The 26,506-nt window shown below is 68.7% G+C and carries 18 protein-coding genes and 1 pseudogene; 12 read left to right on the forward strand and 7 right to left on the reverse strand.

The features are described from left to right. The first annotated feature begins 1,732 nt into the window (after positions 1–1,732). Positions 1,733–2,491, forward strand: coding sequence for a response regulator transcription factor (locus IPK27_01420; protein MBK8066315.1), 759 nt, complete (start codon positions 1,733–1,735; stop codon positions 2,489–2,491). Then, the gene (locus IPK27_01425; GenBank protein ID MBK8066316.1) at positions 2,488–4,338 is read left to right on the forward strand and encodes a hypothetical protein; all 1,851 of its coding nucleotides are present in this window, start codon (positions 2,488–2,490) and stop codon (positions 4,336–4,338) included. Before IPK27_01420 ends, IPK27_01425 begins: the two co-directional genes overlap by 4 nt. 98 nt (positions 4,339–4,436) lie before the next feature. Here the strand turns inward: IPK27_01425 and IPK27_01430 are convergent, their stop codons facing one another. Both IPK27_01430 and IPK27_01435 read right to left on the reverse strand, forming a co-directional pair. Further along, positions 4,437–5,849: a hypothetical protein gene (locus tag IPK27_01430; protein ID MBK8066317.1), complete on the reverse strand. Its 1,413-nt coding sequence runs from the start codon at positions 5,847–5,849 to the stop codon at positions 4,437–4,439. Next, complete coding sequence (locus IPK27_01435; GenBank protein MBK8066318.1) at positions 5,846–6,889, reverse strand: hypothetical protein; 1,044 nt, start codon at positions 6,887–6,889, stop codon at positions 5,846–5,848. Before IPK27_01435 ends, IPK27_01430 begins: the two co-directional genes overlap by 4 nt. Before the next feature lie 87 nt (positions 6,890–6,976). Between IPK27_01435 and IPK27_01440 the strand changes: the two genes are divergently transcribed. The 4 genes and pseudogenes from IPK27_01440 (at position 6,977) to IPK27_01455 (ending at position 12,287) form a co-directional block, all read left to right on the forward strand. Beyond that, the gene (locus IPK27_01440; GenBank protein MBK8066319.1) at positions 6,977–8,692 is read left to right on the forward strand and encodes a proline--tRNA ligase; all 1,716 of its coding nucleotides are present in this window, start codon (positions 6,977–6,979) and stop codon (positions 8,690–8,692) included. Positions 8,693–8,703: 11 nt separating this feature from the next. Further along, positions 8,704–9,012 (forward strand): hypothetical protein, encoded by a 309-nt coding sequence (locus IPK27_01445; GenBank protein ID MBK8066320.1) that lies wholly within the window; start codon positions 8,704–8,706, stop codon positions 9,010–9,012. A 168-nt stretch (positions 9,013–9,180) separates the two neighbouring features. Beyond that, positions 9,181–10,690, forward strand: a pseudogene (locus IPK27_01450) (MFS transporter). Positions 10,691–10,802: 112 nt separating this feature from the next. Beyond that, the gene (locus IPK27_01455) at positions 10,803–12,287 is read left to right on the forward strand and encodes an MFS transporter (protein ID MBK8066321.1); all 1,485 of its coding nucleotides are present in this window, start codon (positions 10,803–10,805) and stop codon (positions 12,285–12,287) included. Between the two features lie 112 nt (positions 12,288–12,399). On the opposite strand, the gene IPK27_01460 is transcribed toward IPK27_01455, so the two are convergent. Then, on the reverse strand, positions 12,400–12,900 hold the full coding sequence (locus tag IPK27_01460; protein MBK8066322.1) for a winged helix-turn-helix transcriptional regulator: 501 nt from the start codon (positions 12,898–12,900) through the stop codon (positions 12,400–12,402). A 200-nt stretch (positions 12,901–13,100) separates the two neighbouring features. Here IPK27_01460 and hppD point away from each other — a divergent pair, with 200 nt between their 5' ends. Next, complete coding sequence (hppD, locus tag IPK27_01465) at positions 13,101–14,177, forward strand: 4-hydroxyphenylpyruvate dioxygenase (GenBank protein MBK8066323.1); 1,077 nt, start codon at positions 13,101–13,103, stop codon at positions 14,175–14,177. Between the two features lie 134 nt (positions 14,178–14,311). Continuing rightward, entirely contained in the window at positions 14,312–15,439 is a 1,128-nt protein-coding gene (locus IPK27_01470; protein ID MBK8066324.1) for a homogentisate 1,2-dioxygenase, read from the forward strand. A gap of 28 nt (positions 15,440–15,467) precedes the next feature. On the opposite strand, the gene ubiB is transcribed toward IPK27_01470, so the two are convergent. Then, a complete protein-coding gene (ubiB, locus tag IPK27_01475; protein MBK8066325.1) occupies positions 15,468–17,132 on the reverse strand; it encodes a ubiquinone biosynthesis regulatory protein kinase UbiB in 1,665 nt (554 codons plus the stop codon). A gap of 223 nt (positions 17,133–17,355) precedes the next feature. Continuing rightward, positions 17,356–17,973, reverse strand: a complete 618-nt coding sequence (locus IPK27_01480) for an SCP2 sterol-binding domain-containing protein (protein MBK8066326.1) — start codon at positions 17,971–17,973, stop codon at positions 17,356–17,358. Positions 17,974–18,307: 334 nt separating this feature from the next. Here IPK27_01480 and IPK27_01485 point away from each other — a divergent pair, with 334 nt between their 5' ends. From IPK27_01485 to IPK27_01500, 4 genes are all read left to right on the forward strand, one after another. After that, a complete protein-coding gene (locus tag IPK27_01485; protein MBK8066327.1) occupies positions 18,308–18,523 on the forward strand; it encodes a YdcH family protein in 216 nt (71 codons plus the stop codon). Between the two features lie 450 nt (positions 18,524–18,973). After that, positions 18,974–20,026 carry an efflux RND transporter periplasmic adaptor subunit gene (locus IPK27_01490; GenBank protein ID MBK8066328.1) on the forward strand — a complete coding sequence of 351 codons (1,053 nt, stop codon included), beginning with the start codon at positions 18,974–18,976 and terminating at the stop codon, positions 20,024–20,026. A gap of 4 nt (positions 20,027–20,030) precedes the next feature. After that, entirely contained in the window at positions 20,031–23,183 is a 3,153-nt protein-coding gene (locus IPK27_01495; protein MBK8066329.1) for an efflux RND transporter permease subunit, read from the forward strand. 258 nt (positions 23,184–23,441) lie between these two features. Next, a complete protein-coding gene (locus tag IPK27_01500; protein ID MBK8066330.1) occupies positions 23,442–24,044 on the forward strand; it encodes a dTMP kinase in 603 nt (200 codons plus the stop codon). A gap of 234 nt (positions 24,045–24,278) precedes the next feature. Here IPK27_01500 and IPK27_01505 read toward each other — a convergent pair whose 3' ends face one another. Then, entirely contained in the window at positions 24,279–24,911 is a 633-nt protein-coding gene (locus IPK27_01505) for a glutathione S-transferase family protein (protein MBK8066331.1), read from the reverse strand. A gap of 139 nt (positions 24,912–25,050) precedes the next feature. Beyond that, positions 25,051–26,505 carry a potassium transporter gene (locus IPK27_01510; protein ID MBK8066332.1) on the reverse strand — a complete coding sequence of 485 codons (1,455 nt, stop codon included), beginning with the start codon at positions 26,503–26,505 and terminating at the stop codon, positions 25,051–25,053. Position 26,506 lies beyond the last annotated feature (1 nt).

Consider the following 26,506-nt stretch of genomic DNA (forward strand, 5'->3'; position numbering starts at 1 on the left):
AACTGGCCATCGGCATACCCGGCGCCGAAGCGCCCCACACCGGTAGCGGCCGCATCGCGATCCTGCACGCTCGCTTGCAGCCCGGCACCCTGTCCCTGGCGGATGCCGGCGACAGCATCCAGTGGCTGGTCGGCCAGCAGGAACAGCGCGCTGGCTGGCGCCTGGCGGCACTGCCCGATGTCGATGGCGACGGCCTCGACGACCTCGGGGTCAGCGCGCCGGCGGTGGGTCGCAGCTATGTGGTGTTCAGCAGCGAGCGCATCTTCAGCACCAGCGGCGAGGAGCGCCCGCCGCCGGCCGCCGAGCCTGCCGTCTACTCGTCCGCGGGCGGCGGCGCCGAGATCCGGATCGGGCGCAGCGCGGGCGTCTACAACGAGGTCGAGCTGCTGCCCGCCGGCGATTTCGACGGCGACGGTCGCGGCGATGTGCTGATCGGCCAGCCGAGCGTGCAGGCGCTGGATGCCAAGGCCGCGCGCCGCGCCGGGCGCGCCGCCAGCGTTGCCGGCGAGGGTGCGATCGCGCTGCTGCTGTCCTCCGGGCAGTCGCTGCCGCCGAATTTCGGACTCGACGACCTGCCGCTCGGCGCGGTGCGCATCCGCCGCGCGGAGGACCCGGAACAGCCGCTCGCGGTCGCGTACGCGGCCGGCGGCGACTACAACGGCGACGGCCGCACCGACCTCGCCTTCCTGGCCGGCACGCTCGACCGCATCGCCATCGTTCATGGCCGCGGCGTCGACCGGTTCGCGCCTGCCTTCCTCGATCCCTTCCGCGAGGCCGACGACACCTTGCAGCCCTGCACCGGCATCCTGCACCTGGCCCACCTCGGCGATGTCGACGGCGACGGCTTCGACGACCTGGGCGTGGTGTGTCCGACGATGGGCAGCCAGCAACTGTCGGCGCTGCAGATCCACTTCGGCTCGGCCACCGGCTTCAGCGGGGTGGCGTCGATCAACAGCGTGCGCAACATCGGCAGCGCGCCCTCCATCGGCCCGGTCCGCAACGATGGCAGCGGTGCCGACAGCTTCGTGCTGGCGCAGGAGGGCGGCGGCGCGACGATCATCTTCGGCGGCCCGCACATGCGCGCCGATCCGGTTGCCCTGAACGGCCACACGCTGCGCCTCGTGGGTGGCCACTTGTCGGACGAGTCCGCGGTCAGGGTGATCGGCCTCGGCCAGTTCGATGGCCAGCCGGGCGCGGACATCGGCATCGCCCACTCGCCGCCCTCGCGCGACGGCAGCCCGGTCGGCCAGGTCGAGATCCTGAGCGGCCGCGCCAGCTTCCCGGCGCTGCTCGATCTGCGCGATCCGCCGGCCGGGACGATCCAGGGCCGGGTGCTGCTGCGCGGCAGCGGCGTGCACGCGATCACCAGCCTGGACAGCCTGTCCGACCGCAACGGCGATGAACGCCGGGAACTGCTGATCGGCCTCGGCGAGGCCGAGGGCCATGCGCCGGGCTCTGGCAAGGTGTTCCTGCTGCACGGCTTTGCGCTGCCCGGCCTCGGCGCCAGCACCGAAGTGCGCGAGATCGACGATATGGTGCCGGTCGGCGCCGGCCTGACCATCCGCAACGCGGCTTTCGGGGCCGATGCGCTGGTGCAGGTGCGCGCCATCCGCGACTTCGACGGCCCCGGTCTCGATGCCATCGGTTTCGGTGCTCAGAGCGACGATTTGCGCGGCCTGGTCGCGCGCAAGGGGCGTCTGGTCATCATCCGGGCACCGGCGCTGCCGCCGCCATGAGCGCATCCGTGCCGCGGACGACTGGCGCGGGCACCCCCGCGCCGGGCAGCATCGACGCCGGAATCCCGACGGAGCCGGAGATGGGTGCGCGCACCGGGCCTTGCACGCTGCTGATCGTCGAGGACGAGGCGCGCACGCGGGCACGCCTCGCGCAGGTGATCGCCGCGCAGCCGCACTTCCTGCTGGCGGGCGCCGCGGCGACCCTCGCGGAGGCGCGCACTGCGATCGCGGCGCAAGTGCCCGAGGTGCTGCTGCTCGACCTCGGCCTGCCCGATGGCAGCGGCATCGAGCTGATCGTCGAGACCCGGCGGCTGGCGCGCCCGCCGGAGGTGCTGGTGATCTCGGTGATGGGCGACGAGGGCAGTGTGCTCGCGGCGATCCAGGCCGGCGCCGGTGGCTATCTGCTGAAGGACTCGGAGGACGCCGCGGTGGTGGCTGCGATCGAGCAGTTGCTGCAGGGTGGCGCGCCGCTCAGTCCCAGCATCGCCGTGCACCTGATGCGCCGGCTGCAGGCGCCGGCCGATCCGGCGGCACGTGCCGCGCCCGAGCTCAGCGCGCGCGAGACCGAGCTGCTGCGATTGATTGCCAAGGGCCTGAGTTACGAGGAAGTCGCGCAGCTCACCGGCCTGCGTTACAACACCATCGCCTCCTACGCCAAGGAGCTGTATCGCAAGCTGCAGGTGCGCGGGCGTGCCGAGGCGGCCTTCGAGGCGGTGCAACTCGGGCTGGTCGGCGGAGCCCGGGAATCCGGATGAGCGCGGGCCCCGCGCAAGGCCGGTTCGCGGCGGCGGCACGGCTGGGCGCGCGCGGCGCCTGGTGGTGGCTGCCGCTGCTGTTGCTGGGCGCACTGGTGTGGCTGGCAAACGGCGTCAGTCCGACCTGGCGCGAGGTGCGCGAACTGGCGCTGCACGAGTGGCAGTCGACGCGCTGCGTGCCGGCCGCCGGAGAGGAATGGCGCCCGGCGGCGCTACCCTTCTGGGGCGTCGGCGACTGCTGGCTGCTGCGCACGCGCATCGACCGGCCAGGGCTGGAACTGGAAGGCTCAATGCTGGTGCTCGCTGGCGTGCATCAGGACGTCAGCGTGATCGTCAATGGCATCCAGGTGCGCAGCGCCGATCTGCACGGCGACCATTCGCGATTGTCCGGCTTGCTCTGGCTGAGTCTTGCCGACGGCCTGCTGCGCCCGGGAAGCAACGAACTGCTGCTGGAGCTGCGCAGCGGCAGCGGCGCGTTGCCGCGAGTCAACCTGGGCAGCGCCCTGATTGGTCCGAGCCGTCTCATGCAGGACTTCCAGACACGCTACGAATGGCTGCATGCCGCCGGTGCCGGTGCCGTGTTGGTACTACTCGGCGGCATCCTGCTGTTCCTGGTGCCGATCTCGATCGCGCGCCCGCAGGAGGCGCTGTACCGCTGGTTCGCGTTGGCGTTGGTGGGCAGCGTGGTCTACGTGTCCAACTTCGCCGGCGACTGGCGACCGCTGGACTTCCTCGCCTGGGCGGCGGCCATCCACCTCGGCCTGGTGCTCGCCGCCTATGCGCTGGCACGTTGCTCGTGCGCGCTGCTGGCGACGCCGGTGCCGCGCTGGCCGCTGCTGCTGGCGGGCGCCGCGACACTGCTGGTGCTGCTCGAAGCCGTGTGGTGGCCGCGTGCCGGCACCTCGCTGATCTCGCTGACCTATCGCTTGCTGGTGCTGGCGCTGCTGGCCGGGCTGACCGGGTGGTGGTGGCGCCGGCGCCACGCAATGCACCGACCCGATGGCCGCTGGTTCGCCGCGGCGCTGGTGCTGTTGATGACGCTGGGGGTGCTCGACGTGCTGCGGCTGCTGCTGCGCGGCGTCTGGAGCACGCCCGGCTACCTGTTGCACTGGGGCATCCTGTACATCGCGCTGCTGCTGTTCGTGGTGCTGCTGCTGCGCATCCTCGACGGCCTGCGCCAGGCGGAGCGCGGGCGCGCCGAACTGGCCATCGAGCTGGCGCAGCGCAGCCGCGAACTCGAAGCCGAATTCGGCCGGCGCCGTGCGGCCGAGTCGGCGCGCATGCTCGCCGATGAGCGCGCGCGCATCATGCGCGACATGCACGACGGCGTGGGTGGCCAACTGGTCGCCCTGATCGGGCAGGTCCAGGGTCGTCAAGTGGACGCGGCGCAGCTGGCGCCGCAGTTGCGCAGCACGCTCGACGACCTGCGGCTGATGATCGATTCGCTGGACAGCGCCTGCGCCGATCTGTCGGTGGCGCTCGGCATGTTCCGTGCGCGCATGGAACCGATGCTCACGGGTCAGCCGGTGCGGGTCGCATGGCGCACCGCGCACCTGCCGGACCTGCCGCCGGCGTCGCCGGCGACCGTTCTGCATGTGCTGCGCATCCTGCAGGAGGCGCTGACCAACGCGCTCAAGCATGCGCAGGCGCGGCGCATCGAGATCGCAGCCGACTGGGATGGCGCCCGGCTGCGCATCGAGGTCACCGACGATGGCTACTGGCGCGAGGGCGGCAGTGGCCGCGGACTCGCCAGCATGCGCGCCCGCACCGCGGCGATCGCTGGCAACCTCGACATCGCCCACGACGCAAACGGCACTCGGGTGACACTGGAATTGCCGCTGGGATGAGCCGAGGCGCGAATCGCTCTATGTAGGCCGGGGTAGCGCGCAGCGCTTCCCCGGCAGAAAGGCGCCGCAGAGCCGCTGCGCGCCACCGCGGCCTGCAGTCACAATGCAGGCGCCGCATCCGACGGACATTGCAGCAGTCGCGCGAGTGCTGGATCGTCGACTCGGCCAGCATCCAGACACGCGTCGAATGCGTCGAGCACCGCCAGTTGCACGTTGCCCGCGCGCAGCCGCGCGATTTCTGCGCGCAGCTCGTCGGCGAGCGCCGGATCGCTGCGCGCTGGCGGCAGCGCCCCGGCAAGGCCGAGATCGAGCAGCCACAGGTCGGCCTCCAGCGGTCGCGCCGGTGGCTGCGGCGGTGCCGGCATGCACTCATCGAGGCCGGCGGCGAGGCAGCAGTCCTCGCGCAGGCCACGCACCCAGTCCGGGTCGACCGCCGGCGGATCGCGGGTCAGCGCGGCGTGCACGGCGGCGTGCTCACCCCGATGCGCGCGCAACAGCGCGCTCACGTAGCTCTGCATCGGCGATGCCGCGGGCGTCGCCAGGAAGGCGTCGCAGGCCGCCTCGTCGCCGGCCAGGCAATGCGCCTCGCCGAGACTGATGCGCGCCGCCACCAGGCCCGGGTTGATCGTCGCGGCGCTTTCCAGCCAGGGCTGCGCAGCGCGCGGCTGACCGCCGTACAGCAGCGCATTGCCCAGCCACAACTGGATCGCGTCGTGCCCCGGCTCCAGCCGGTGCGCCTGCAGCAACTGCAGCTCGGCGCGCCGGTATTGCCCTCGCATCATGGACGCCAGACCACGCGCTGCGTGGGCGATGCCGTTGTCGGCATCCAGCGCCAGCGCCGCATCCACCGCGGCGGCCGCGCGCTCGAGTCCGGCTTCGAGCGGCTGCAGGCCGTACTCGGTGGAGAGCAGTTCCGTGATCGCCAGTTCGGCGTGGCCGTCGGCGAATTCCGGCTGTGCCCTTACCACCTCGCGCAGCAGTTCGCGCGCGCGTCCCACGCTGTCGCCGTTGCGCTGCTGCAGATGGCCGAGCGCCGCGAGCCAGGCGGCCATCGAGCGCTCGTCGAGCGTCGCGCCGGTGCGCGGTCGCGGCGCCGGACGCCGCAGTTGCAGCGCCACCCACCAGGCCACCGCGTGCGACCAGTCGCGCGGCGCGTTGCGCGGATGGATGAAGGTCTCCTGGTAGCTGCGGGAGTCGGCGCAGTCGCGCAGCTCGGTCGCAGTGATGTCGCTGCCTTCGCTGTGGCGGCGCACGATGCGCAGCGTGTGGCTGGCACCGCGGAGCTCGCAACCGGCGGGATCGACGTGCACGCCGATGCCGCGCAGGGCCCGCAGCCGCAGCGCCATCAGCTCCAGCACGCCGCGCTGTTCGACATCCGGGCGTGCCTGCTCCGATCCCGGCGGCAGCAGCACCAGCAGCAGCGGCTCCCGCGGCTGCTCGCAGGCGCCGAGCGCGCACACGGCAAGGCCCGCCAGCAACCAGGCAAGGACACGCTGGCCAGCGCGGCTCACCGCTCGCGCCCCGCGGCACAATCCGCCGCCAGTCGGTCCAGCTGCGCCGCCAGGCGCGCTGCCGGCCGGGAGTCATCCAGCGCCACCCGCAGGCGATCGAGCGTCGCCCGGTCGGCGTCGTCCAGCGGCGAGTCCGCGCACAGGCGGGCCACGCCGTGTTCGTCGAGCGCTTCGAACAGCCGCGACGGGCACGCGAGCGCCCCGCCTGACAGCGGCTGCGACGCCGGCAGGACCACGCCGCAGGCCTCCAGCGCGTGCGCCAGCTGGCCCGGCGCGGCGCGATCAAATGCCAGTTCCACGTTGACCTGGTCGCTGCCATGGGGCGCCCTACGACGGCGCTCGAGTTCGCGCTCGAAGGCCGCGCGGGTGGCCGCGTCGAGCGGCTTTGCGCGCAGCGTCGCCTCGGCCTTCGCCGCGGTAGCCACCAGCGCCTGGTCGTGAACGGCCAGCAGTGACTCCAGTTCCCGCGCGCAGTAGAGGTCGTCGCGGCAATCGGCCAATGCCGCGTCGAAGTCGTTGGCACCATGGCGGGCAAAAGCGGCGATGCCGTCGATCTGGCCGGCAATTCCAGGGCTCTCCGCGCGCAGTTCATCGGCGAAGCGGGCGATCGCGAGCCAGTCGTCGGCGTTGGGCGGCGGCGCCGTGCGCAGCAGGTTCACGGTCTCGTAGGCGATCGCGGTGCGCGCGGGCCGGTCGTGCCGCGCCAGGTCGAGTCCCGCCAGCGCCGCGCCCCAACCGCCGGGCTGGACGCCGTAGAGCGGGTCGATGCTCGCCTGCATCGCGCGCGCCGCCTGCATCGCACGCTGCTGCTTCAGGTACTGCTGGGTGAACCAGAGCCCGCCGAGCGCAAGGTAGGCGCCGAGCACCCAGGCCCCGCCGAGGAGGGCCCGGCGCCAGCGCCGAGCCTGTTCGCGTCGCGTGCTCCAGCCCACGATCATGCCGACGATCACCGGCGCCAGTACCAGCGCCAGGGCTGCGGCGCCGATCAGGATCGCCGCCTCATCGCTGATCCAACGGCCGCCGAAGCTGCAGCTGCCCATGGGCTTCACTCCCGCCTGTGCGCGGGCATCGTGGCAGGTGCGCCCGGCGCGCTAGAATCGCGCGCTTTGCTCCCGGGGCAGACGCTCATGCGCATCTCGAACTTCCATCTCAGCACGGTCAAGGAAACGCCGGCCGACGCTGATGTCGTCAGCCAGCAACTGATGCTGCGCGCCGGCATGATCCGCAAACTGGCGGCCGGCATCTACACCTGGACGCCGCTCGGCCTGCGCGCGCTGCGCAAGGTGGAGGCGATCGTGCGCGAGGAGATGAACCGCGCCGGTGCGCTGGAACTGCTGATGCCGTCGATCCAGCCGCGCGAGCTGTGGGAAGAGACCGAGCGCTGGGCCAAGTTCGGCGGCCAGCTGCTGAAGATCAAGGACCGCAAGGACGGCGAGTTCTGCTACGGCCCCACGCACGAGGAAGTGATCACCGACTTCGCGCGCAACGAGTTGCGCAGCTACAAGCAGCTGCCGATCAACTTCTACCAGATCCAGACCAAGTTCCGTGACGAGATCCGCCCGCGCTTCGGCGTGATGCGCGCGCGCGAGTTCCTGATGAAGGACGCCTACTCCTTCCATCTGGACACCGAGTGCATGCAGCGCGAGTACCAGAACATGTACGACGCCTACACCCGGATCTTCACCCGCCTGGGCCTGAAGTTCCGCGCGGTGGCGGCCGACACCGGCGCAATCGGCGGCAGCGGGTCGCACGAATTCCATGTGCTGGCGGATTCGGGCGAGGACGCGATCGCCTTCACCAGCGAGGGTAACTACGCGGCGAATGTGGAACTGGCCGAGGCCGCCGCGCCCGCCGCGCCGCGCGCCGCGCCGGCCGAGGCGCTGGAGAAGGTCGCCACGCCGACCCAGAAGACCTGCGAAGAAGTGGCCGAGCTGCTCGGCCTGCCGCTGGCGCGCACGGTCAAGTCCTTCGCCGTGGTGGGCGAACAGGGCTTCGTGCTGGTGCTGGTGCGCGGCGACCACATGGTCAACGAGATCAAGCTGCAGAAGGTCGCCGGCCTGGCCGATTTCCGTCTGGCAACGGAGGCCGAGATCGTGGAACACCTGGGCTCGGTGCCGGGCTTCATCGGCCCGGTCGCGCCGGCCAAGGCGATCACCGTGGTCGCCGACCGCACCGTCGCGGCGATGAGCGATTTCGTGGTCGGCGCCAACCAGGCGGGCTTCCACACCCGCGGCGTCAACTGGGGCCGCGACCTGCCCGAGCCGGACGTGGTGGCGGACGTGCGCAATGTGGTCGAGGGCGAAGCGGCTCCGAACGGTGCCGGCACCTGGTCGATCGCGCGGGGTATCGAGGTCGGCCATGTGTTCCAGCTCGGCCAGAAGTACGCCGAGGCGATGGGCGCGCAGGTGCTCGACGAGAACGGCAAGGCGCGCACCATGTACATGGGCTGCTACGGGATCGGCGTCAGCCGCATCGTCGCCGCGGCGATTGAACAGAACCACGACGCCAGCGGCATCATCTGGCCGGAAGCCATCGCGCCCTTCCACATCGCCGTGCTGCCGCTCGGCATGGACCGCAGCGAGCGCGTGCGCGAGGCGGCCGAGAAGCTCTACGCCGAACTCACTGCCGCCGGCCTCGACGTGCTGCTCGACGACCGCAAGGGCGTGCGCCCGGGCGCGATGTTCGCCGACCAGGAACTGATCGGCATCCCGCACCGCGTGGTGGTCTCCGACCGCGGCCTGGAAGCCGGGCAGTACGAGTACCGCTCGCGCCGCGCCAGCGCGAACGAGATGAAGCCGGTGGACGGTTTTGTCGAATGGGTCGTCGGGGCGATTCGGGGCTGAAGGCGCGCTCCGTGCGGGTGCGCCGCCAGGGCGTAGTCGACCAGGGGCCGCCCGATCAACAAGGCGTGCCCCGCTATCGCTACGATTTCGAGTTGTTCCACTTCAGCGACCGCGGGCGGACGCTGGTTGCGCGCAGCTACGCGGACACCCCCGGGCGCGCCTGCTTCCTTCACCTTGCCGAGGGGGCTGCGCAGCGACGCCTGACGCCGGCAGACCTGGAGGACCCGTTGCTGCTCTCGGCGGTCGCCTGGCTTCGGTCGTCCGGTCGCTGCGAACTCGCCTGGCTGGCCTGCGACGGCTACCGCAACATCGCGACCTGATCATCGATTCGGTAGGGCCCCTGTGCGATGGCGCGGTCCGATCGCGAAGGCCGCTATTGCGCCGCAACACGCACAACATTTGACGCAGGACAAACGAACCGCTAGATGTTCGCGGCTCGTTGCGGGCGCCCGTGCGCTCGCACCAACCCTTCACCCTGGAGATTCGCGATGAGTGGAAAAGACAACCACGACTGGACGCCACCACCGCCGGGCGAATTCCTCGGTCACCCGAACGCGCTGTGGAATCTGTTCGGTACCGAGTTCTGGGAACGCTTCATGTACTACGGCATGCGCGCGATGCTCGCGGTGCATGTCGCCGCGGCCTTCTTCGCCCACCTGGGCGACGGCGCGCGGGCCGAGGCCAGCCTGACCTACGGCGGCTTCACCTCGCTGGTCTACATGACCGGCATCCTCGGCGGCTACGTCGCCGACCGCATGCTCGGCTACCAGCGCTCGATCATGCTCGGCGGGGTGCTGATGGCGATCGGCATGGTCCTGTTGATGGCGCCGGACCTCAATTCCTTCCTGATCGGCCTGGCCGTGCTGATCGTCGGCAACGGCCTGTTCAAGCCGAACATCTCGACCATGGTCGGCAAGCTGTACAAACCCGGCGACGCGCGCCGCGACTCCGGGCTTCACCATCTTCTACATGGGCATCAATGCCGGTGCGCTGGTGGCGCCGTTCATTTGCGCCTCGATGATCGGCCAGAAGTACGGTTACCGCTGGGGCTTCTTCGCCGCCGGCATGGGCATGATCATCGGTCTGATCGTGTTCCAGGTGGTCAAGCACTGGCTGGGCCACATCGGCACTGCGCCGAAGGATCGCAACGGCCCGAAGACGATGCTCCAGGTGGTCATCGGCGCGGCGCTGCTGGTGATCCCGGTGTTCTTCCTGCTGTCCAAGAGCGATGTGCTCGGCGTGCTGCTGATCGCGATGATGCTCGGCCTGGTGGGCTACTTCATCTGGAGCGGCATCCAGAGCGGGTCGAAGGAGCAGTTGCACCGCTACATCGCGATGCTGATCCTGTTCCTCGCCAACATCCTGTTCTGGGCGCTTTTCGAGCAGGCGGGTTCCTCGCTGAACTTCCTGGCGCAGGACTATGTGCGCATGCCGGACGTGTCGATCTTCGGCTGGACGCCGACCTTCGAAGTGTTCCAGTCGGTCAACCCGATCTTCATCATCCTGCTGGCGCCACTGTTCGCCGCGATGTGGCCGGCGCTGGATGGCAAGGACCTGAACCCGTCGATCCCGCGCAAGTTCGCCTACGGTCTGGCCGGCGCGGCGCTCGGCTTCTATGTACTGGTCTTTGCGATCAACAACATGGCCGAAGCCGATGGCCGCATTTCCTGGATCTGGCTGACACTGACCTACCTCATCCACACGATGGGCGAGCTGTGCCTGTCGCCGATCGGCCTCGCCATGGTCACCAAGCTGGCGCGCCCGCAGGAAACCGGCCTGGCCATGGGCGGCTGGTTCCTGTCGATCGCGATGGCCAACTTCGTGGCCGGCCGAATCGCCGCAATCGCCTCCGGCGGCGGCGCGCACGACCAGGCCGCGGGCTCGCTGCTGCAGTACGCCAGCGTGTTCAACCAGCTGTTCCTGATCGGCATCGTCATCGCGGTGGCCTTCTTCCTCGCCGCGCCGCTGATCAACCGGCTGATGCATGGCGTGAAGTAAGACGGTGTGGGTTGCTGGTGCGGGTGTTGGAGCGCTTCGCTCCGACACCCCGCCAGCCGTTGTCCAACACCAGCAACCAACACCAACACTCGCCATTATCGGAGCGTCAAGGATGAGCTCGACCGTCAGCTCCAACAATGCCGGCTTCATCCCACCTCCGCCCGGCGAGTTCATCGGCCATCCGCGCCCGCTGTGGATGCTGTTCGGCGCCGAGTTCTGGGAGCGCTTCGCCTATTACGGCATGCGCGCGCTGCTGGCGGTGTATGTCGCCACCACCTTCTTCAGCCTGTTGCCGGAGGGCGAGGCCAAGGCGCAGGCGAGCCTGACCTACGGCGCCTACACCGCGCTGATCTACGCCACCGGCCTGTTCGGCGGCTTCGTCGCCGACCGCTACCTCGGCTACCGCCCGTCGATCCTGCTCGGCGGCGGGCTGATGGCGCTCGGCCTGTTCCTGCTGCTGATCCCGGAACTGCACTGGTTCCTGATCGGGCTGTCGGTGATTGTGGTCGGCAACGGGCTGTTCAAGCCGAACATCTCGGCGATGGTCGGCCAGCTGTACGCGCCGGACGACGCGCGCCGTGATTCCGGTTTCACCATCTTCTACATGGGCATCAACGCCGGCGCGATGATTGCGCCGCTGATCTGCGGATCGCTCATCGGCAAGTACTTTGGCCTGAAATGGGGTTTCTGCGCCGCGGGCCTGGGCATGATCCTCGGCCTGGTGGTGTTCCACTGGCTGAGCGGCTGGCTCGGCCATATCGGCGCTGCTTTGCAGCCGGCGGAGAACCTGAACCGCCTGCTCAAGGTGGCGCTGGGCTGCGCCGCGGCGGTGCCGGTGGTCTATCTGATGCTGAGCCAGGCGAAGATGGTCAGCTTCATCCTGATGGGCCTGTTCGTGCTGCTCACGGTCTATTTCATCGCCAGCGGCGTGAAGAGCGGAGACCGGGTGCAACTGGATCGCTACATCGCGATGCTGCTGCTGTTCCTTGCCAAGATCGTGTTCTGGGGCATGTTCGAGCAGGCCGGCTCCTCGCTGAACTTCTTCGCCAAGGACCACGTCAACGCGCCCTTCGACTTCTCCGCCTTCCAGTCCTTCAACCCGCTGTTCATCCTGCTGCTCGGGCCGGTGTTCGCCTGGGCCTGGCCGCGGCTGGAAGCGCGCGGGCTGAATCCGTCGATCCCGCGCAAGTTCGCCCTCGCGCTGATCCTGGTGGCGGCGGGCTTCACGACACTGGTCTGGGGCATCGGCAACCTGGTCGGCGCCGATGGCAAGCTGCCGTGGGAGGTGCTGGCCTTCGCTTACCTGATCAACACCATGGGCGAGTTGTGCCTGTCGCCGATCGGGTTGTCGATGGTGACCAAACTGGCCGCGCCCAAGGATGTCGGCATGGCGATGGGCGCCTGGTTCATGTGCACCGCGATCGGCAACTCCACCGCCGGCCACGTGGCCGCGGTGGCGGTCAGCGGCGATGGCAGCGTCGGCCTGACCCAGTACGCCGCCACCTACACCCTGATCGCATACGCCGGCTTCGGTCTCGGCGCCGTGCTGCTGTTCGGCGCGCCGCTGGTCAACCGGCTGATGCATGGAGTGAAGTGAAGCGGGTTCTGGGTTGTGGGTTCTGGGTTGTGGGCAGCGAGCGCGACCGTCGCACCCGCGCGCTCTTGACCTTGTTGCCCACAACCCACAACTCACAACCCACAACCGGCTGTCAGCTTCCCCGCATCCCCAGATCCTTACCCGTCAGCAGCAGCCCCACGCCTGCGGTGGTCAGCTTGTCCAGGATGCCTTCGAGTGCCTCGCGCTCGCGGGCGCTGAGGGCCGACAGCAGGCGCGCCTCGCAGGCGAGCGCGAGCGGCGCGATCTCCTCGTAGGCGCGGCGCCCGGCGGCGCTCAGGTTGAGTACGGAGCGGCGCCGGTCCAGGCGATCCACCTCGCGGTCCAGGCGACCGGAGTCGATCAGCTCCGCCACCGCCCGGCTCACCGCCACCTTGTCCATCCGCGTGCGCTCGGCGACTTCCACCGCCGACAGATCCGGATAGCGCCCGAGCACCGCGATCACCCGCCACTGGGTGACGCTGAGGTTGAAGCGCTCCCCGTAGAGCGTCGCCAGCGCCTCGCTGATGGTGTTGGACAGCACCGACAGCCGATAGGGCAGGAAGCGTTCGAGGTCGAGGGTGGGCGGGGAAGTCGTGAAGCCCTTGGTAGCCATCGTGCCTGCCGGAAGGGAGTGAAAAGTGAAAGGTGAAAAGTGAAAGAAGATCGGCCCGCCAGGTTGCGCGCCTTTCACTTTTCACTTTTCACCCTTTGCCGCTCTTCTGCTGCACCGCCAGATGCAAAAGTTTCAATTGAAACTATAATGTGCGCTCCCATCCCGCAATCTGCAGTGCAGCACGCACTTTCGAGGATCGCATGAACGCCACTGTGCAGCCCGCCGCCACGCCCACCGGCATGCCCAATCCGCTGGGTATCCACGGTTTCGAATTCGTCGAGTTCGCAGCGCCGGATGCTGCGCTGCTGCACGCACTGTTCCGCTCGATGGGCTTCACCGCCGTCGCGAAGCATCGTGGCCGTGCGATCACCCTGTACCGCCAGGGCGGGGTGAATTTCCTGGTCAACGAGGAGCCGGGTTCCTTCGCCGCCGATTTCGCCGCGCAGCACGGTCCGTGCGCCTGCGGCTTCGCGATCCGCGTGCGCGACGGATCGGAAGTGTTCGGCGAGGTGGTCGCGCGCGGCGCCGAAGCCTTCGTGCACAAGCCCGAGACCCGCGCGGTGGACGCGCCGGTGATCAAGGGCATCGGTGACTGCATGCTCTACCTGGTCACCGACGGCAGCGATCCCTATGCCGCCGACTTCGTCTATTTCGACGGCATCGAGCACTATCCGCGCGGCTTCGGCCTGACCTTCATCGATCACCTGACCCACAACCTCTATTTCGGCAACATGGAGAAGTGGGCCGGCTACTACGAGCGCCTGTTCAACTTCCGCGAGATCCGTTACTTCGACATCAAGGGCGCCAAGACCGGACTGGTATCGAAGGCGATGACCGCGCCGGACGGCATCGTGCGCATCCCGCTGAACGAGTCCAGCGATCCCAAGTCGCAGATCAACGAGTACCTCGACCAGTACCACGGCGAGGGCATCCAGCACATCGCCTGCTTCACCGACGACATCTACGCCACGGTGGAGGCGATGCGCGGGCAGGGCGTGAGCTTCCTGCACACGCCGGACACCTACTATGACGTGATCGACCAGCGCATCCCGAACCACGGCGAGGACTTGGCGCGGATGGCCAAGAACCGCATCCTGATCGACGCCGACCCTGAGACCAAGAAGAAGCTGCTGCTGCAGATCTTCACCGAAACCAATATCGGCCCGATCTTCTTCGAGATCATCCAGCGCAAGGGCAACGAGGGCTTCGGCGAAGGCAACTTCACCGCGCTGTTCGAGTCCATCGAGCGCGACCAGATGCGCCGCGGCGTGCTGTGAGTCTGCACGAGGGCACGAGGGCACGAGGGCACGAGGGCACGTAGAAGTCGAAGCTCGCACCGAGTCGCTTTGACGTGCCCTCGTGCCCTCATGCCCTCGTGCCCTCCCAATTCGCCATTCGGAGGTCACAGAACATGTCGAAAAAATGGATTGGCGTTTCCCGCATTGAAGGCAAGGCCTCGCGCCAGGCGCATTGCGACCTGCCCGAGGGCACCTACGAGCGCGAGATGGGCAAGGAGGGCTTCTTTGGCCCGGCCTGCCACATGTACCACGCGCACCCGCCGACGGCGTGGACCAGCTTCGAGGGTCCGCTGCGCCCGCGCGCCTTCGACACCACGAAGTTTCCCGGCCACGGCAACTCGCCCTGGCGCGCGCATGAGTTGATGCACAACGCCCACTGCCGCTTGCGCGCCTGGCGCTGCGAGTCGTCGATGGACCACCTGGTGCGCAACGCGGACGGCGACGAACTGTTGTTCGTGCACAACGGCTCCGGTCACCTGTTCTGCGACTACGGCCACCTGGCCATCGAGGCCGGCGACTACATCGTGCTGCCGCGTTCGACCACCTGGCGCCTGGAAGTGACCAGCCCGCTCGACCTGTTGCTGATCGAAGCCACCAATTCCAGCTACATGCTGCCCGACAAGGGACTGGTCGGCCCGCACGCGATCTTCGACCAGGCGATGCTGGACGCGCCCTCGATCGACAACCTGTTCAAGCGCCAGGTGCAGGGCGAGTGGCGCGTGGTGATCAAGCGCCGCAATGCGCTGACCACGATGACCTTCCCCTTCAATCCGCTGGATGCCGTCGGCTGGCACGGCGATTTGTTCCCGGTGCGCATCAACGTCAAGGACATCCGTCCGCTGATGAGCCACCGCTACCACCTGCCGCCGAGTGCCCACACCACCTTCGTGGCGAATCGATTCGTCGTCTGCACCTTCGTCCCGCGCCCCTTCGAGACCGATCCCGGTGCGCTGAAGATCCCGTTCTTCCACAACAACGACGATTACGACGAAGTGATCTTCTACCACCGCGGCGAGTTCTTCAGCCGCGACAACATCCACCCCGGGATGATCACCCTGCACCCCTGCGGCTTCACCCACGGCCCGCACCCGAAGGCGCTGACCCGCGCGTTCAAGCAGACCAAGGACGCCACCGACGAGTATGCGGTGATGATCGACACCCGCGACGAGCTGGTGGTCAGCGAGGTCGCGGAGACCATCGAGTGGGGTGGGTACGTCGACTCGTGGAAGAGCGGGGGCTGATCTCGAGCCACCAGCGAGCGCCGGCCGGCTACTTGCCCACCCGGCGCGGCCAGGCGGCGAGGAAGGCCCATACGGCGCCGAGCGCCGCCAGGCCCGCAGCGCCAGGCACGCCGAGCACCCTGGGGCCGCCGGCCTCGAAGGCGAACAGGATGCCGGCGACGATCATCAACCCGCTGCCGAGGATCGCCAGCACGGTCTGACGCTGGCCCTGGCGGGTCACCGTGATCAGGCGCTGGATATCCGGAGAGCGCATGCGCAGCTGGTGCTCGCCGGCGACCGACTGCTTGAGGTATTCGTGCAGCAGGCGCGGGATCTCCGGCGCGTTCTGGATCCAGCCAGGCAGCCGCTCGCGCACTTCGCGCGCGGCGGCGTTGAAGCCGTATTTCTGCGCCATGATCCCGGCCAGCACCGGCTTGGCCACCGCCCACAGGTCCAGCTTCGGGAACAGGTTGCGCGCCAGTCCCTCGATGTTCAGCAGGGTCTTCTGCAGCAGGATCAGCTGCGGCTGGATGGTCAGCTGGTAGGTCTGCGCCACCGCGAAGATCTTCAGCAGCACCTCTCCGAGCGAGATCTCGGACAACGGGCGGGTGAAGTAGGGCTCGCAAACCCCGCGCACCGCGCCTTCGAGGTCGTCGATGCGGATGTGCGCGGGCATCCAGCCGGCTTCCAGGTGCAGCTCTGCGATCCGCCGGTAGTTCTGGGTGAACATCGCCATGAAGTTTTCGGCGAGGTAGCGCTGGTCCGCCGGCGGCAGCGTACCCATGATGCCGAAGTCGAGCGCGATGAACTGCGGGTCGGCCGGGTGCTCGCGCGAGATCAGCACATTGCCGGGATGCAGATCGGCGTGGAAGAAGTTGTCGCGGAACACCATGGTGTAGAACAGGCGCACCGCGCGTTCGGCGAGCTTCTCGAAGTCGACGCCCGCCGCGCGCAGCGCGTCGAGGTCATTCAGCGCGATGCCGTAAACCCGCTCCATCGTGATCATGCGCGTGCGCGTCAGCGACCAGATCATCTCCGGCACGTACATCTCCGGCGAGCCCAGCCAGTTGCGCCGCAGCAGGCTGCCATTGGCTGCCTCGCGCATCAGGTCCAGCTCCAGCCGCAGGGTGCGCTCGATCTCGGCGACCACGTCCTTCGGGCGGATCCGCTCGGCGTGGGTCAGGCGCTTCTCGGCAATGCCCGCGACCGCGCGCAGCAGCGCCAGGTCCTCGTCGATGCGCTTGCCGATCTCCGGGCGCAGCACCTTGATCACCACTTCGCGGCCGTCGTGCAGGGTCGCCGCATGCACTTGTGCGATCGAGGCGGAGGCCAGCGGGGTTTCGTCGAAACTGGCGTAGTGGGTGGCGATCGGCGCGCCCAGTTCGGATTCGATCAGCGCCCGTGCCTGCGCACCCGGGAAGGGCGCCACGCGGTCCTGCAGCTTCTCCAGTTCGTCGGCGACATCCGGCGGCAACAGGTCCCGCCGGGTCGACAGGATCTGGCCGAACTTGACGAAGATCGGCCCGAGTTCCTCCAGCGCGCGGCGCAGGCGTTCGCCGCGCCCCATCTGCGCCGCGCCCGGTGCAACCCCGGTGAACACGCGCACCCAGGACAGCGGACGGAACAGGCGCGCCGCCGGCGTCACCTCGTCCAGACGATAACGCACCAGCACGCGGCTGATGCGCAGCAGACGGCGGAAGGCGGAGAGCTTCATGGCGATGCCGCCATTGCCGCGAAATGGTCTGGAGGGCACGAGGGCACGAGGGCACGAGGGCACGTGAAGGCGGGTGCTCGCGACGCGATCGTGCCGGACCTGCGGGTGGCCAACGGCATTCCTCGGGCGCGCTTTCGCGTGCCCTCGTGCCCTCGTGCCCTCGTGCCCTCCAAAGCCTTCGCCCTCGTGCCCTCCACCGCCTTCGCCCGCGTGCCCTCGTGCCTCATCGCTTCACCCGTGCCAGGCGCTCGATGCGCGCCTCCAGGCGTTCCACGTCGTCGCGCGTGCGGTCCACATCGTCGACGAAGTCCGCCATCTCGCCCGGCGCGACCAGGTCGCGCGATTCCTCGCGCAGGTATTCGGCGCTGTTCTGCACCATCGCCCTGGCCGTTGCGCGGCCCCAGGCGAGCGCGCCTCGCAGGCCCTTGGCGATCTGGTGGCCGGCGACTTCGCCGAAGAATTGCGCGAAGGGACGGTCCCAGTCCGGGTCCAGCTGGCCGACCAGTTTCTGCACCCGGCGCGCCAGGTCGGCGTCGCCGGAGATGTCGATGCGCCCGGCCGGCAGCTCGAAGCCACCGCGCTCGGCCGCCAGCGCCAGCAGCGCGCCGGGCGTGGCGCTGATCGACAGGTCCGGCGCCTGCGCATCGCTGGCCACCAACCGCCCGCCGCTCACCGCGATCTGCATCGGCGCCGGCCAGGGCTTGAGCTGCAGCGCCACCTTGCGGCCCTCCAACGCGGCGATGGCGCCCGCAGCGGAGCTGTCGAGCGACAACAGGCGGTTCAGTGCGCCATCGAGCAGGCGCAGCAGCGGAGTCGGCCAGCGGGGCGTGGAATCGGACATGGGAAGTGCCGCGGAAAGTTGGCCGCGATCTTAGCAGTCGCGCCCCGAGAGCGCCGTCGGACGCGGATCACGGGGCCTTGACAGCCATCACGGCTGCGGCTTGCCCTGCCCCGGCAACGGGAGTAATGTGGCCCTGCGCCCCACGGCAATCCGAGGGCTTCATGGTCCGATGCAACGCGCGACAGCAGGTGGATTCCTTCGCAACGAAGGCCGCCCGCGCGCACCCGACGAGCATCGGTCCGCACTCCCCGACGGCTCACACGCACCGCACCCGCGGCGCGCGGCCGTGCGCGCATTCCGTTCCATGTTTCATCACGCAGGAGGAGGGTTGGAGATGTTCGAAAACCAGAACCCCGACGATGTTCAGGCAATGATCGAACGCAGCGACGAGTTCAAGCGCCTGTACCACCGCCACAAGGATCTCGACAAACAGGTGCTCGATGCGGAACTCGGCGTGCGTCCGATGGATGACATGACGCTGCACACGCTGAAGAAAGAAAAACTCAGGGCGAAAGATCGCCTGACCTTCCTCTGGGAACACCGCGCCTGACCCAGGCCCGAAGCGGTCACCCCAGCCCGGATCCCCCGGGCCAGAACCGGACATCGATCGACGGCTGGCAGCAGCCCGCGGGCTGCGCCGCCGCCGGTCGGGTGCGTGCCGATCGAGCGGGCTGGCAGTTCGCAGAATCCTCGCCAACAAATTGCTCGCGTCGGTTGTGGGTTGTGGGTTCTGAGTTGTGGGCAGCGAAGCTGCGCGCCGCGGTCCAAGGTCAGGTCGACGACTTCGCCGATGGCTGCCCGGCCGCCGGCTCTCGCCGCCCACAACCCAGAACCCACAACCCACAACCGGAATCGTTCAGTGGTCCGCGGCAGCGCCGCGCGCCGCGCCCACCCGCCTCCCGCGCGCGCCGAAGCGAATCCGCTTGCACCCCCTTCACGCTTGCCGCGGCTACACTCGCGCCCTCTTTCACGGACGTGAAGACGGGCGGGCATGGACGCAATGGCGAAGCATTTTGTGGGGTGGTCGGGCGCGATCGGGATGCTGGCCCTGCTGGCGGCGTGCGGCGGGCAACCACAGGCCCCTGCAGGCGCGCAGGCGCAGAAACCGCAGCCGGTGCTGGTCCACACCGTCGCGGCGTCGGAGTGGGTCGACCGCATCCAGGCGCTGGGTACCGCGCGCGCCAACGAATCGGTGACGCTGACGGCGAAGACCGCCGAGACCGTTGCCCGCGTGAATTTCAGTGACGGCCAGCAGGTCGAGGCCGGCGCCGTGCTGGTCGAGATGACCGATCGCACCGAGGTGGCGCAGCTCAAGGAAGCCCAGGCGGCCTACTCCGAGGCGGAAAAGCAGTACGAACGCCTGCGCGGGCTGGTCAAGCAGGGAACGGTCACCCAGTCGCAGGTGGACCAGCAGCTGGCGGCGCGCGACTCTGCGCGGGCCCGCATGGAAGCCATCCGCGTGCGCCTGTCCGACCGCGTGGTGACCGCGCCCTTCGCCGGCGTGCTCGGCTTCCGCACGGTCAGCCCGGGCACCCTGGTGCAACCCGGCACGGTGATCACCACGCTGGACGACATCACCACCATCAAACTCGATTTCTCGGTGCCCGAGACCTTCCTCGCCGCCCTCGCGCCGGGTCAGGCGATCGACGCGAAGAGCGCCGCCTACCCCGGGCAGGTGTTCAAGGGCGTGGTCACCTCGCTCGATTCGCGCGTGGATCCGCTGACCCGCGCCATCGTGGTGCGCGCCCAGATCCCGAACCCGGAGCGTCTGCTCAAGCCCGGCATGCTGATGAGCGTGGAAGTGATCAACCGCCCGCGCAACTCGCTGTCGGTGCCGGAGGTCTCGCTGTCGGCGCTGCGCGAGCGCATGTTCGTCTACCGCGTCGACGCGCAGAACATCGCGCACGAGATCGAGGTGCGCATCGGCTCGCGCCGCACCGGCGAGGTCGAGATCGTCGAGGGCCTGGCCGCGGGCGATCGGGTGGTCACCGATGGCCTGGTGCGCATGCGTGATGGCATCGCGGTGAACATCGTCGCGCCGACGGAGGGCTGAGGCCATGGTGCTGTCCGACCTCTCGATCCGCCGGCCGGTGCTGGCCATCGTCTCCAGCCTGCTGCTGATCGTCTGCGGCATCGCCGCCTTCCTCAACTTGCCGCTGCGCGAGCTGCCGGACGTGGATCCGCCGGTGGTTTCGGTCAGCACCACTTACCGCGGCGCGGCGGCTTCGATCGTCGAGTCGCGCATCACCCAGATCGTCGAGGACGCGATCAGCGGCATCGAGGGCATCGAGACCATCCAGTCCTCGTCAGACAACGGGCGCTCCTCGGTCACCGTGCAGTTCGTGCTCGGGCGTGACCTGGAGGCCGCCACCAACGACGTGCGCGACGCGGTCAGCCGCGTGCTCGGCAATCTGCCGCAGGAGATCGATCCGCCGCAGGTTGCCAAGATCGACGCCGACGCGCAGCCGATCCTGTGGCTCAATTTCGCATCCGACCGGATGGACGCGATGCAGCTCTCGGACTACGCCGAGCGCTACCTGGTCGACCGCCTGTCGACCATGCCGGGCGTCGCCAGCGTGATCGTCGGCGGGCGCCAGCGCTACGCGATGCGCGTCTGGCTGGATCGCGAGGCGCTCGCCGCGCGCGGGCTGACGGTGACCGATGTGGCTGCCGCGCTGCGGCGCGAGAACGTCGAACTGCCGGCCGGTGTGGTCGAGGCGGCGCAGCGCGATTTCAGCGTGCGCATCAACCGCAGCTACCGCAGCCCGGAACAGTTCGCCCAGTTGCCGATGGCCAAGGGCCGCGACGGTCATATCGTGCGCCTCGGCGAGGTCGCCAAGGTCGAACTCGGCTCGATGGACCGGCGCAACCTGTTCCGCGGCAACGGCAAGCAGCAGGTGGGCCTCGGCATCGTCAAGCAGTCCACCGCGAACACCGTGACCGTGGCCCAGGCGGTGCGCGCCGAGGCCGAGCGGATCCAGGGCAACCTGCCGGCCGGGATGCAGCTGGTCACGGCCTTCGATTCCTCGGTGTTCATCGACCGCTCGATCCACGAGGTCTGGTTCACGTTGACCATCACCGTCGCGCTGGTGATTGGCGTGATCTACCTCTTCCTCGGCAGCTGGCGCGCGGCACTGATTCCGGCGGTGACCATCCCGGTGTGCGTGGTGGCCACCTTCATCGGCCTGTATGCCTTCGACTTCTCGATCAATTTGATCACGCTGCTGGCGCTGGTGCTGTGCATCGGCCTGGTGGTCGACGACGCCATCGTGGTGCTGGAGAACTGCCAGAGACGCGTCGACCTCGGCGAGCCACCGCTGATTGCGGCGCAGCGCGGCACGCGCCAGGTGGCCTTCGCGGTGATCGCGACCACCGCGGTGCTGATCGCGGTGTTCCTGCCGATCGCCTTCCTGAAGGGCAACCTCGGCGTGCTCTTCCGCGAACTCGGCGTGGCACTGTCCACTTCGGTGGCGGTGTCCTCCTTCGTCGCGCTGTCGCTGTCGGCGATGCTGTGCAGCAAGCTGCTGGTCAAGAGCGACGGCCACCGTGGCCTGGCGCTGTGGGTGGACAACCGCTTCCGCGGCATCGAGGCCGGCTACCGGCGGATGCTCGAAGGCAGCGTCGGCCGCTCCGGGCTGCTCGGCGCGTTGGTGCTGGGCGCAGTGGCCGCCAGCGCCTGGCTGTACACCGCGATTCCGAAGGAACTCACGCCGCCCGAGGACCAGGGCAATTTCTTCATCACGGTGAACGGACCCGAGGGGGCGGGCTTCGACTACACCGTCGAGCAGGCGCTCAAGATCGAGGCGCCGCTGATGCAGCTGATCGACGAGGGCGTGGCCTCGCGCGTGCTGGTGCGCGCGCCGCGCGGCATGGGCGGCGCCACCAGCGAGGACATGCATACGGCGATGGCGATCCTGTTCCTGGCGCCCTGGGGCGAGCGCCCGCCGGCCTTCGAGATCCAGCGCCGGTTGCAGGCGAAGATGGACGAGATTCCCGGCGTGCGCGCGCAGGTGACCATGCGCACCGGGCTGGCGCGCGGCGGTGGCGGCAACCAGCCGGTGCAGTTCGTCATCGGCGGGCCGGATTACGCCACCCTGGCGCAGTGGCAGGACAAGGTGCTGCGCCGTGCCGAGCAGTTGCCGGGGCTGATCGGTGTGGACAGCGACTACAAGGAAACCCGCCCGCAGTTGCGCGTGGTGGTCGACCGCCAGCGCGCCGCCGATCTTGGCGTCTCGGTGCAGGAAATCGGCAGCACCCTGGAGACCATGCTCGGCTCGCGCCGCGTGACCACTTTCGAGCGCGACGGCGAGGAGTACGACGTGATGCTCCAGGCCAGTCGCGAGGACCGCTCGGACCCGGCTGACCTCACCAACCTCTATGTGCGTTCGGACCGCAGCGGCGAGCTGATCCCGCTGGGCAACGTGGTGACCCTGCGCGAGATCGCCGACTCCGGCGAACTCGACCGCTTCAACCGGATCCGCTCGATCACGATCCAGGCGCGCCTGGCGCCAGGCTACTCGCTGGGTCAGGCATTGGCCGACCTCGAGCAGATCGCGCGCGAGGAGCTGCCGCCGACCGCGCAGATCGACTACCGCGGCGAATCGCGCGACTACCGCACCGCCGGCACCACCGTGCTGCTGACCTTCGCGATGGCCATGCTGGTGGTGTTCCTGGTGCTCGCGGCGCAGTTCGAGAGCTTCGTGCACCCCTTCGTGATCATGCTGACCGTGCCGCTCGCGGTGCTCGGCGCGCTGCTGGCGCTGTTCGGCTGGGGCCAGTTGGCGCCGCTGTTCGGCGGCACTGGCCTCGGCGCCACGCTCAACCTCTACAGCCAGGTCGGCATCGTGATCCTGATCGGCATCGCCACCAAGAACGGCATCCTGATCGTCGAATTCGCCAACCAGTTGCGCGACCACGGGCGCAGCGTGCGCGAGGCGGTGATCGAGGCCTCGGTGCTGCGCCTGCGCCCGATCCTGATGACATCCATCGCCACCGCGATCGGCGCGCTGCCGCTGGCGCTCGCTACCGGCGCCGGTTCCAACAGCCGCTTCACCATCGGCCTCGTCATCGTCGCCGGCGTGTCGCTGGCGACCCTGCTGACCCTGTTCGTCGTGCCGGCCTTCTACAAGCTGCTGGCCGGCTTCACCCGCAGCCCCGAAGCGCTGACGCGCGAGATCGAGGAGTTGGACAAGGCGACGCCGGTGGCGTAGCAGCCGGGGCACGGGGCACGGGGCACGGGGCACGGGGCACGGCACGGAGCACGGGAGTCGGGACGCGGGAGTCGCGACGATGGTTCCCTCTCCCCGCGCGCGGGGAGAGGGTGGCGCCGCAGGCGACGGGTGAGGGGCGGCCGTCCGGAGCGGGCTCCGACCGCCGCCTGCAGCCCACGTGCGGGTGGCGGGGACCGAGGCCGTAGAATCCGCGCGATCACGATCCCGATGAAAGCCATGACCGACTCCCACCGCGGCCTGCTGGTCGTGCTCGAAGGCATCGACGGTGCCGGCAAGTCCACCCAGATCCGGCGCCTGCAACTGCTGGCGCAGGCGCTCGGGTTTGAATGCGTGGCCAGCCGCGAGCCGACCTACGGCCAGTACGGCAAGCGCCTGCGCGACAGCGCGGCCAGCGGTCGGCTGAGCCGCCACGAGGAGCACCAGCTGCTGCTGCTCGACCGCCGCGAACACCTCGACACCCTGGTGCTGCCGGCGCTCGCCCGCGGAGCTGTGGTGCTGCTCGACCGCTACTACTTCAGCAGCATCGCCTACCAGGCCGGCCCGGGTCTGTCGGCCGAGCAAATCCGCGCCGACAACGAAGCCTTCGCGCCGCCGCCGGACCTTTTGCTGATCCTCGACCTGCCGGTCGACGTCGGCCTCGCACGCATCGGCGCGCGCGGCGACCGACCGAATGCCTTCGAGGCCATCGCTACCCTGCAGCACTGCCGCGAGGTCTACCGCAGCTTCGCCGACGAGCCCTACGCGCGCCTGGTCGACGCCAGCGGCGACGCCGACCAGGTCACCGCGCAGGCCAGCGCGGCATTGGTGCGGGTGATGCTCGCGCGGGGAATCCTGGCTTGATGGCATCCGGTGCCGAGCAAGCTCGGCATGGCAAGCGGGCTATCGCAGTTCCAAGCAAGCTTTGTCGGATTTACTCGTCGATCCGGGTTGCTGCAGGCCTGTGGGAGCGGCTTCAGCCGCGATCCTCTCCGCGGGCTACCAGAAACAGATCGCTGAAAGACGCAGCACCCAGCAGTGTTCCTCGCGGGTCGCTCTGCGGCCGAAATGGGCTTGGTGTCGGCCGCGAAGTCCGGTTCACGCCCACTCGCTCAGCCCTTCGCGCTCATACAGGGTCGTGAAGCTCGGCCTTGCCTTCATGCGTGCGGCGTATTCGCCGAGTGCCGGCCAGGTGTGACCGGGTTTGGGCATGTTGCGCGACCAGCGCATCAGCATGGTCGCGTAGAAATCGACGGCGCTGATCTTTTCGCCGCAGATGTACGGGCCGTTCGCGGCGAGGTGCGCGTCGAGGCGGTCGAACACCGCGGCGATGCGCGCGCCGGCGAGCGCCTGGGTGGCGTCCTCGTGGCCTTCGCCGGCGCCCTCGGCGGGGTACCACCACAGGCGGAACGCGGGCTGCAGGGTATTCGCAAGCGTGACCGCCCACTGCAGGTAGGCGGCGCGCTCGCGCGTGCCGCGCGCGGGCTCCAGGCCCGCCTCCGGGTGGCGCTCGGCCAGCAGCAGCGTCAGCGCCGCGCACTCGATCACCGGGGAACCATCGACGATCAGCGTAGGCACCACGCCGGCCGGGTTGAGCTTCAGGTACTCGGCGGATTTCTGCTCCTTCGCGGCCAGGTCCAGCTTGACCAGTTCATGCGGCGCGCCGATTTCGATCAGCAGCCAGTGGACGACCAGGCTGGCTGCACCGGGGGCATAGTAGAGGGTGTACATGGGGCGGGTCCTTGCAGGGGAAGTTTGTGCGTGGGTGAAAAGTGAAAAGTGAAAAGTGAAAAGTGAAAAGTGAAAAGAAGAGCCGCCGCCCGGCTTCTCACCTTTCACTTTTCACATTTTACTTTTGACTGCTCTCCCTTCACTCGCGCCACAGCGCCGGCGTCAGCAGCACCAGCACGGTGAACACTTCCAGGCGGCCGATGAGCATGGTCAGCGAGGAGATCACCAGGGCGGCGTCGTTCATGTCCTGGAAGTGCATGGCGACGCCGCCGAGGCCGGGGCCGAGGTTGGTGATGCAGGAGGCGGCGGCGGCGAAGGCGGTGAACAGGTCGACACCGGTTGCTGCGATCGCCAGTCCGGACACGATCAGGCTGACGAAGAACACGGTGACGAACGCGGCGACGGTGTTGATCATTTCGTCGGGGACGATGCTGTGGTTGAGTTTGACCGGGAAGCGCCCGTGCGGATGGACCAGTTTCATCAGTTCGCGCAGCGCGAGGCGGGCGACGATCTGCACCCGCACCAGCTTGATGCCGCCGGCGGTGGATCCGGCGCAGCCGCCAATGAAGGCGGCCAATACCACCAGCGCCGGCGCCATGCCCGGCCAGTGGGCGAATCCGCTGGTGGTGTAGCCGGTGGTGGTCAGGCCGGAGACGACCTGGAAGGCCGCGTGGCGCAGGGTCTCGCCGCTGCTGGAGTAAACCCCGCGCAGCAGGAGTTCGAGGGCCACGACCAGTGACAGTACGACGGCGATGCGGATCATCAGGCGGAATTCGCCGTCGGCGGCATACACGCTGGCGCTGCCGCGGCGCCAGGCCACGTAGTGCAGCGCAAAACTGGCGCTGCCCAGCAACATGAAGATGATCGCGACCACCTCGATCACCGGGTTGTCGAAGTAGCCCAGGCTGGCGTCGTAATTGGCGAAGCCGCTGGTCGCCACGGTGGTGAAGCCGTGGCAGACGGCGTCGAAAAAGCTCATGCCGCAGGCCCAGTAGGCGAGGATGCAGGCGATGTTCAGGCCGAGGTAGATGGTCCACAGCGCCGCCGCGGTCTCGCGGATGCGCGGGGTCAGCTTGGTGTCCTTGACCGGGCCGGTGATCTCGCCCTTGGTCAGTTGCATGCCGCCGACCCGCAGGGAAGGCAGCACCGCCACCGCAAGCACCACGATTCCCAGACCCCCGTAGAACTGCAGCATCGCGCGGTAAAGCAACACGCTGCGCGGCAGGTGGTCGAGCCCCAGGATGACCGTGGAGCCGGTGGTGGTCAGGCCGCTGACCACCTCGAACAGTGCGTCGAAGTAATCCAGGTAGGGCGGCGCCAGCATCAGCGGCAACGCCATCACCAGTGACATGATGGCCCACACGGCGCTGGTGACGAGGAAGCCGTCGCGCAGGCGCAGGTCCGCGCGCGAGCGGCGGGTCGGCAGGTACATCAGAAGGCCGACGCCGAACAGCACCAGGAAACTCTCGAGAAAGGCCAGCGCCGCGCCGTCCTTGTCCCACAGGCTCAGGCCCAGCGAAGGCAGCACCAGCAGCGCGGACAGCAACTGCACGTGGCCGATGGCGCGGATGATCGGCCCGGTGCGCGAGCTCATC

This window comes from Rhodanobacteraceae bacterium (assembly GCA_016713135.1).
In the GTDB taxonomy this organism is placed as follows: Bacteria; Pseudomonadota; Gammaproteobacteria; order Xanthomonadales; family SZUA-5; genus JADKFD01.

Bases quoted from the DNA above. Each gene is read 5' to 3' on its own strand.
- IPK27_01420 (MBK8066315.1), top strand. From the start codon at position 1,733: ATGAGCGCATCCGTGCCGCGGACGACTGGCGCGGGCACCCCCGCGCCG.
- IPK27_01425 (MBK8066316.1), top strand. From the start codon at position 2,488: ATGAGCGCGGGCCCCGCGCAAGGCCGGTTCGCGGCGGCGGCACGGCTG.
- IPK27_01435 (MBK8066318.1), bottom strand. From the start codon at position 6,889: ATGGGCAGCTGCAGCTTCGGCGGCCGTTGGATCAGCGATGAGGCGGCG.
- IPK27_01440 (MBK8066319.1), top strand. From the start codon at position 6,977: ATGCGCATCTCGAACTTCCATCTCAGCACGGTCAAGGAAACGCCGGCC.
- IPK27_01455 (MBK8066321.1), top strand. From the start codon at position 10,803: ATGAGCTCGACCGTCAGCTCCAACAATGCCGGCTTCATCCCACCTCCG.
- IPK27_01460 (MBK8066322.1), bottom strand. From the start codon at position 12,900: ATGGCTACCAAGGGCTTCACGACTTCCCCGCCCACCCTCGACCTCGAA.
- hppD (MBK8066323.1), top strand. From the start codon at position 13,101: ATGAACGCCACTGTGCAGCCCGCCGCCACGCCCACCGGCATGCCCAAT.
- IPK27_01470 (MBK8066324.1), top strand. From the start codon at position 14,312: ATGTCGAAAAAATGGATTGGCGTTTCCCGCATTGAAGGCAAGGCCTCG.
- ubiB (MBK8066325.1), bottom strand. From the start codon at position 17,132: ATGAAGCTCTCCGCCTTCCGCCGTCTGCTGCGCATCAGCCGCGTGCTG.
- IPK27_01480 (MBK8066326.1), bottom strand. From the start codon at position 17,973: ATGTCCGATTCCACGCCCCGCTGGCCGACTCCGCTGCTGCGCCTGCTC.
- IPK27_01485 (MBK8066327.1), top strand. From the start codon at position 18,308: ATGTTCGAAAACCAGAACCCCGACGATGTTCAGGCAATGATCGAACGC.
- IPK27_01490 (MBK8066328.1), top strand. From the start codon at position 18,974: ATGGCGAAGCATTTTGTGGGGTGGTCGGGCGCGATCGGGATGCTGGCC.
- IPK27_01495 (MBK8066329.1), top strand. From the start codon at position 20,031: ATGGTGCTGTCCGACCTCTCGATCCGCCGGCCGGTGCTGGCCATCGTC.
- IPK27_01505 (MBK8066331.1), bottom strand. From the start codon at position 24,911: ATGTACACCCTCTACTATGCCCCCGGTGCAGCCAGCCTGGTCGTCCAC.
- IPK27_01510 (MBK8066332.1), bottom strand. From the start codon at position 26,505: ATGAGCTCGCGCACCGGGCCGATCATCCGCGCCATCGGCCACGTGCAG.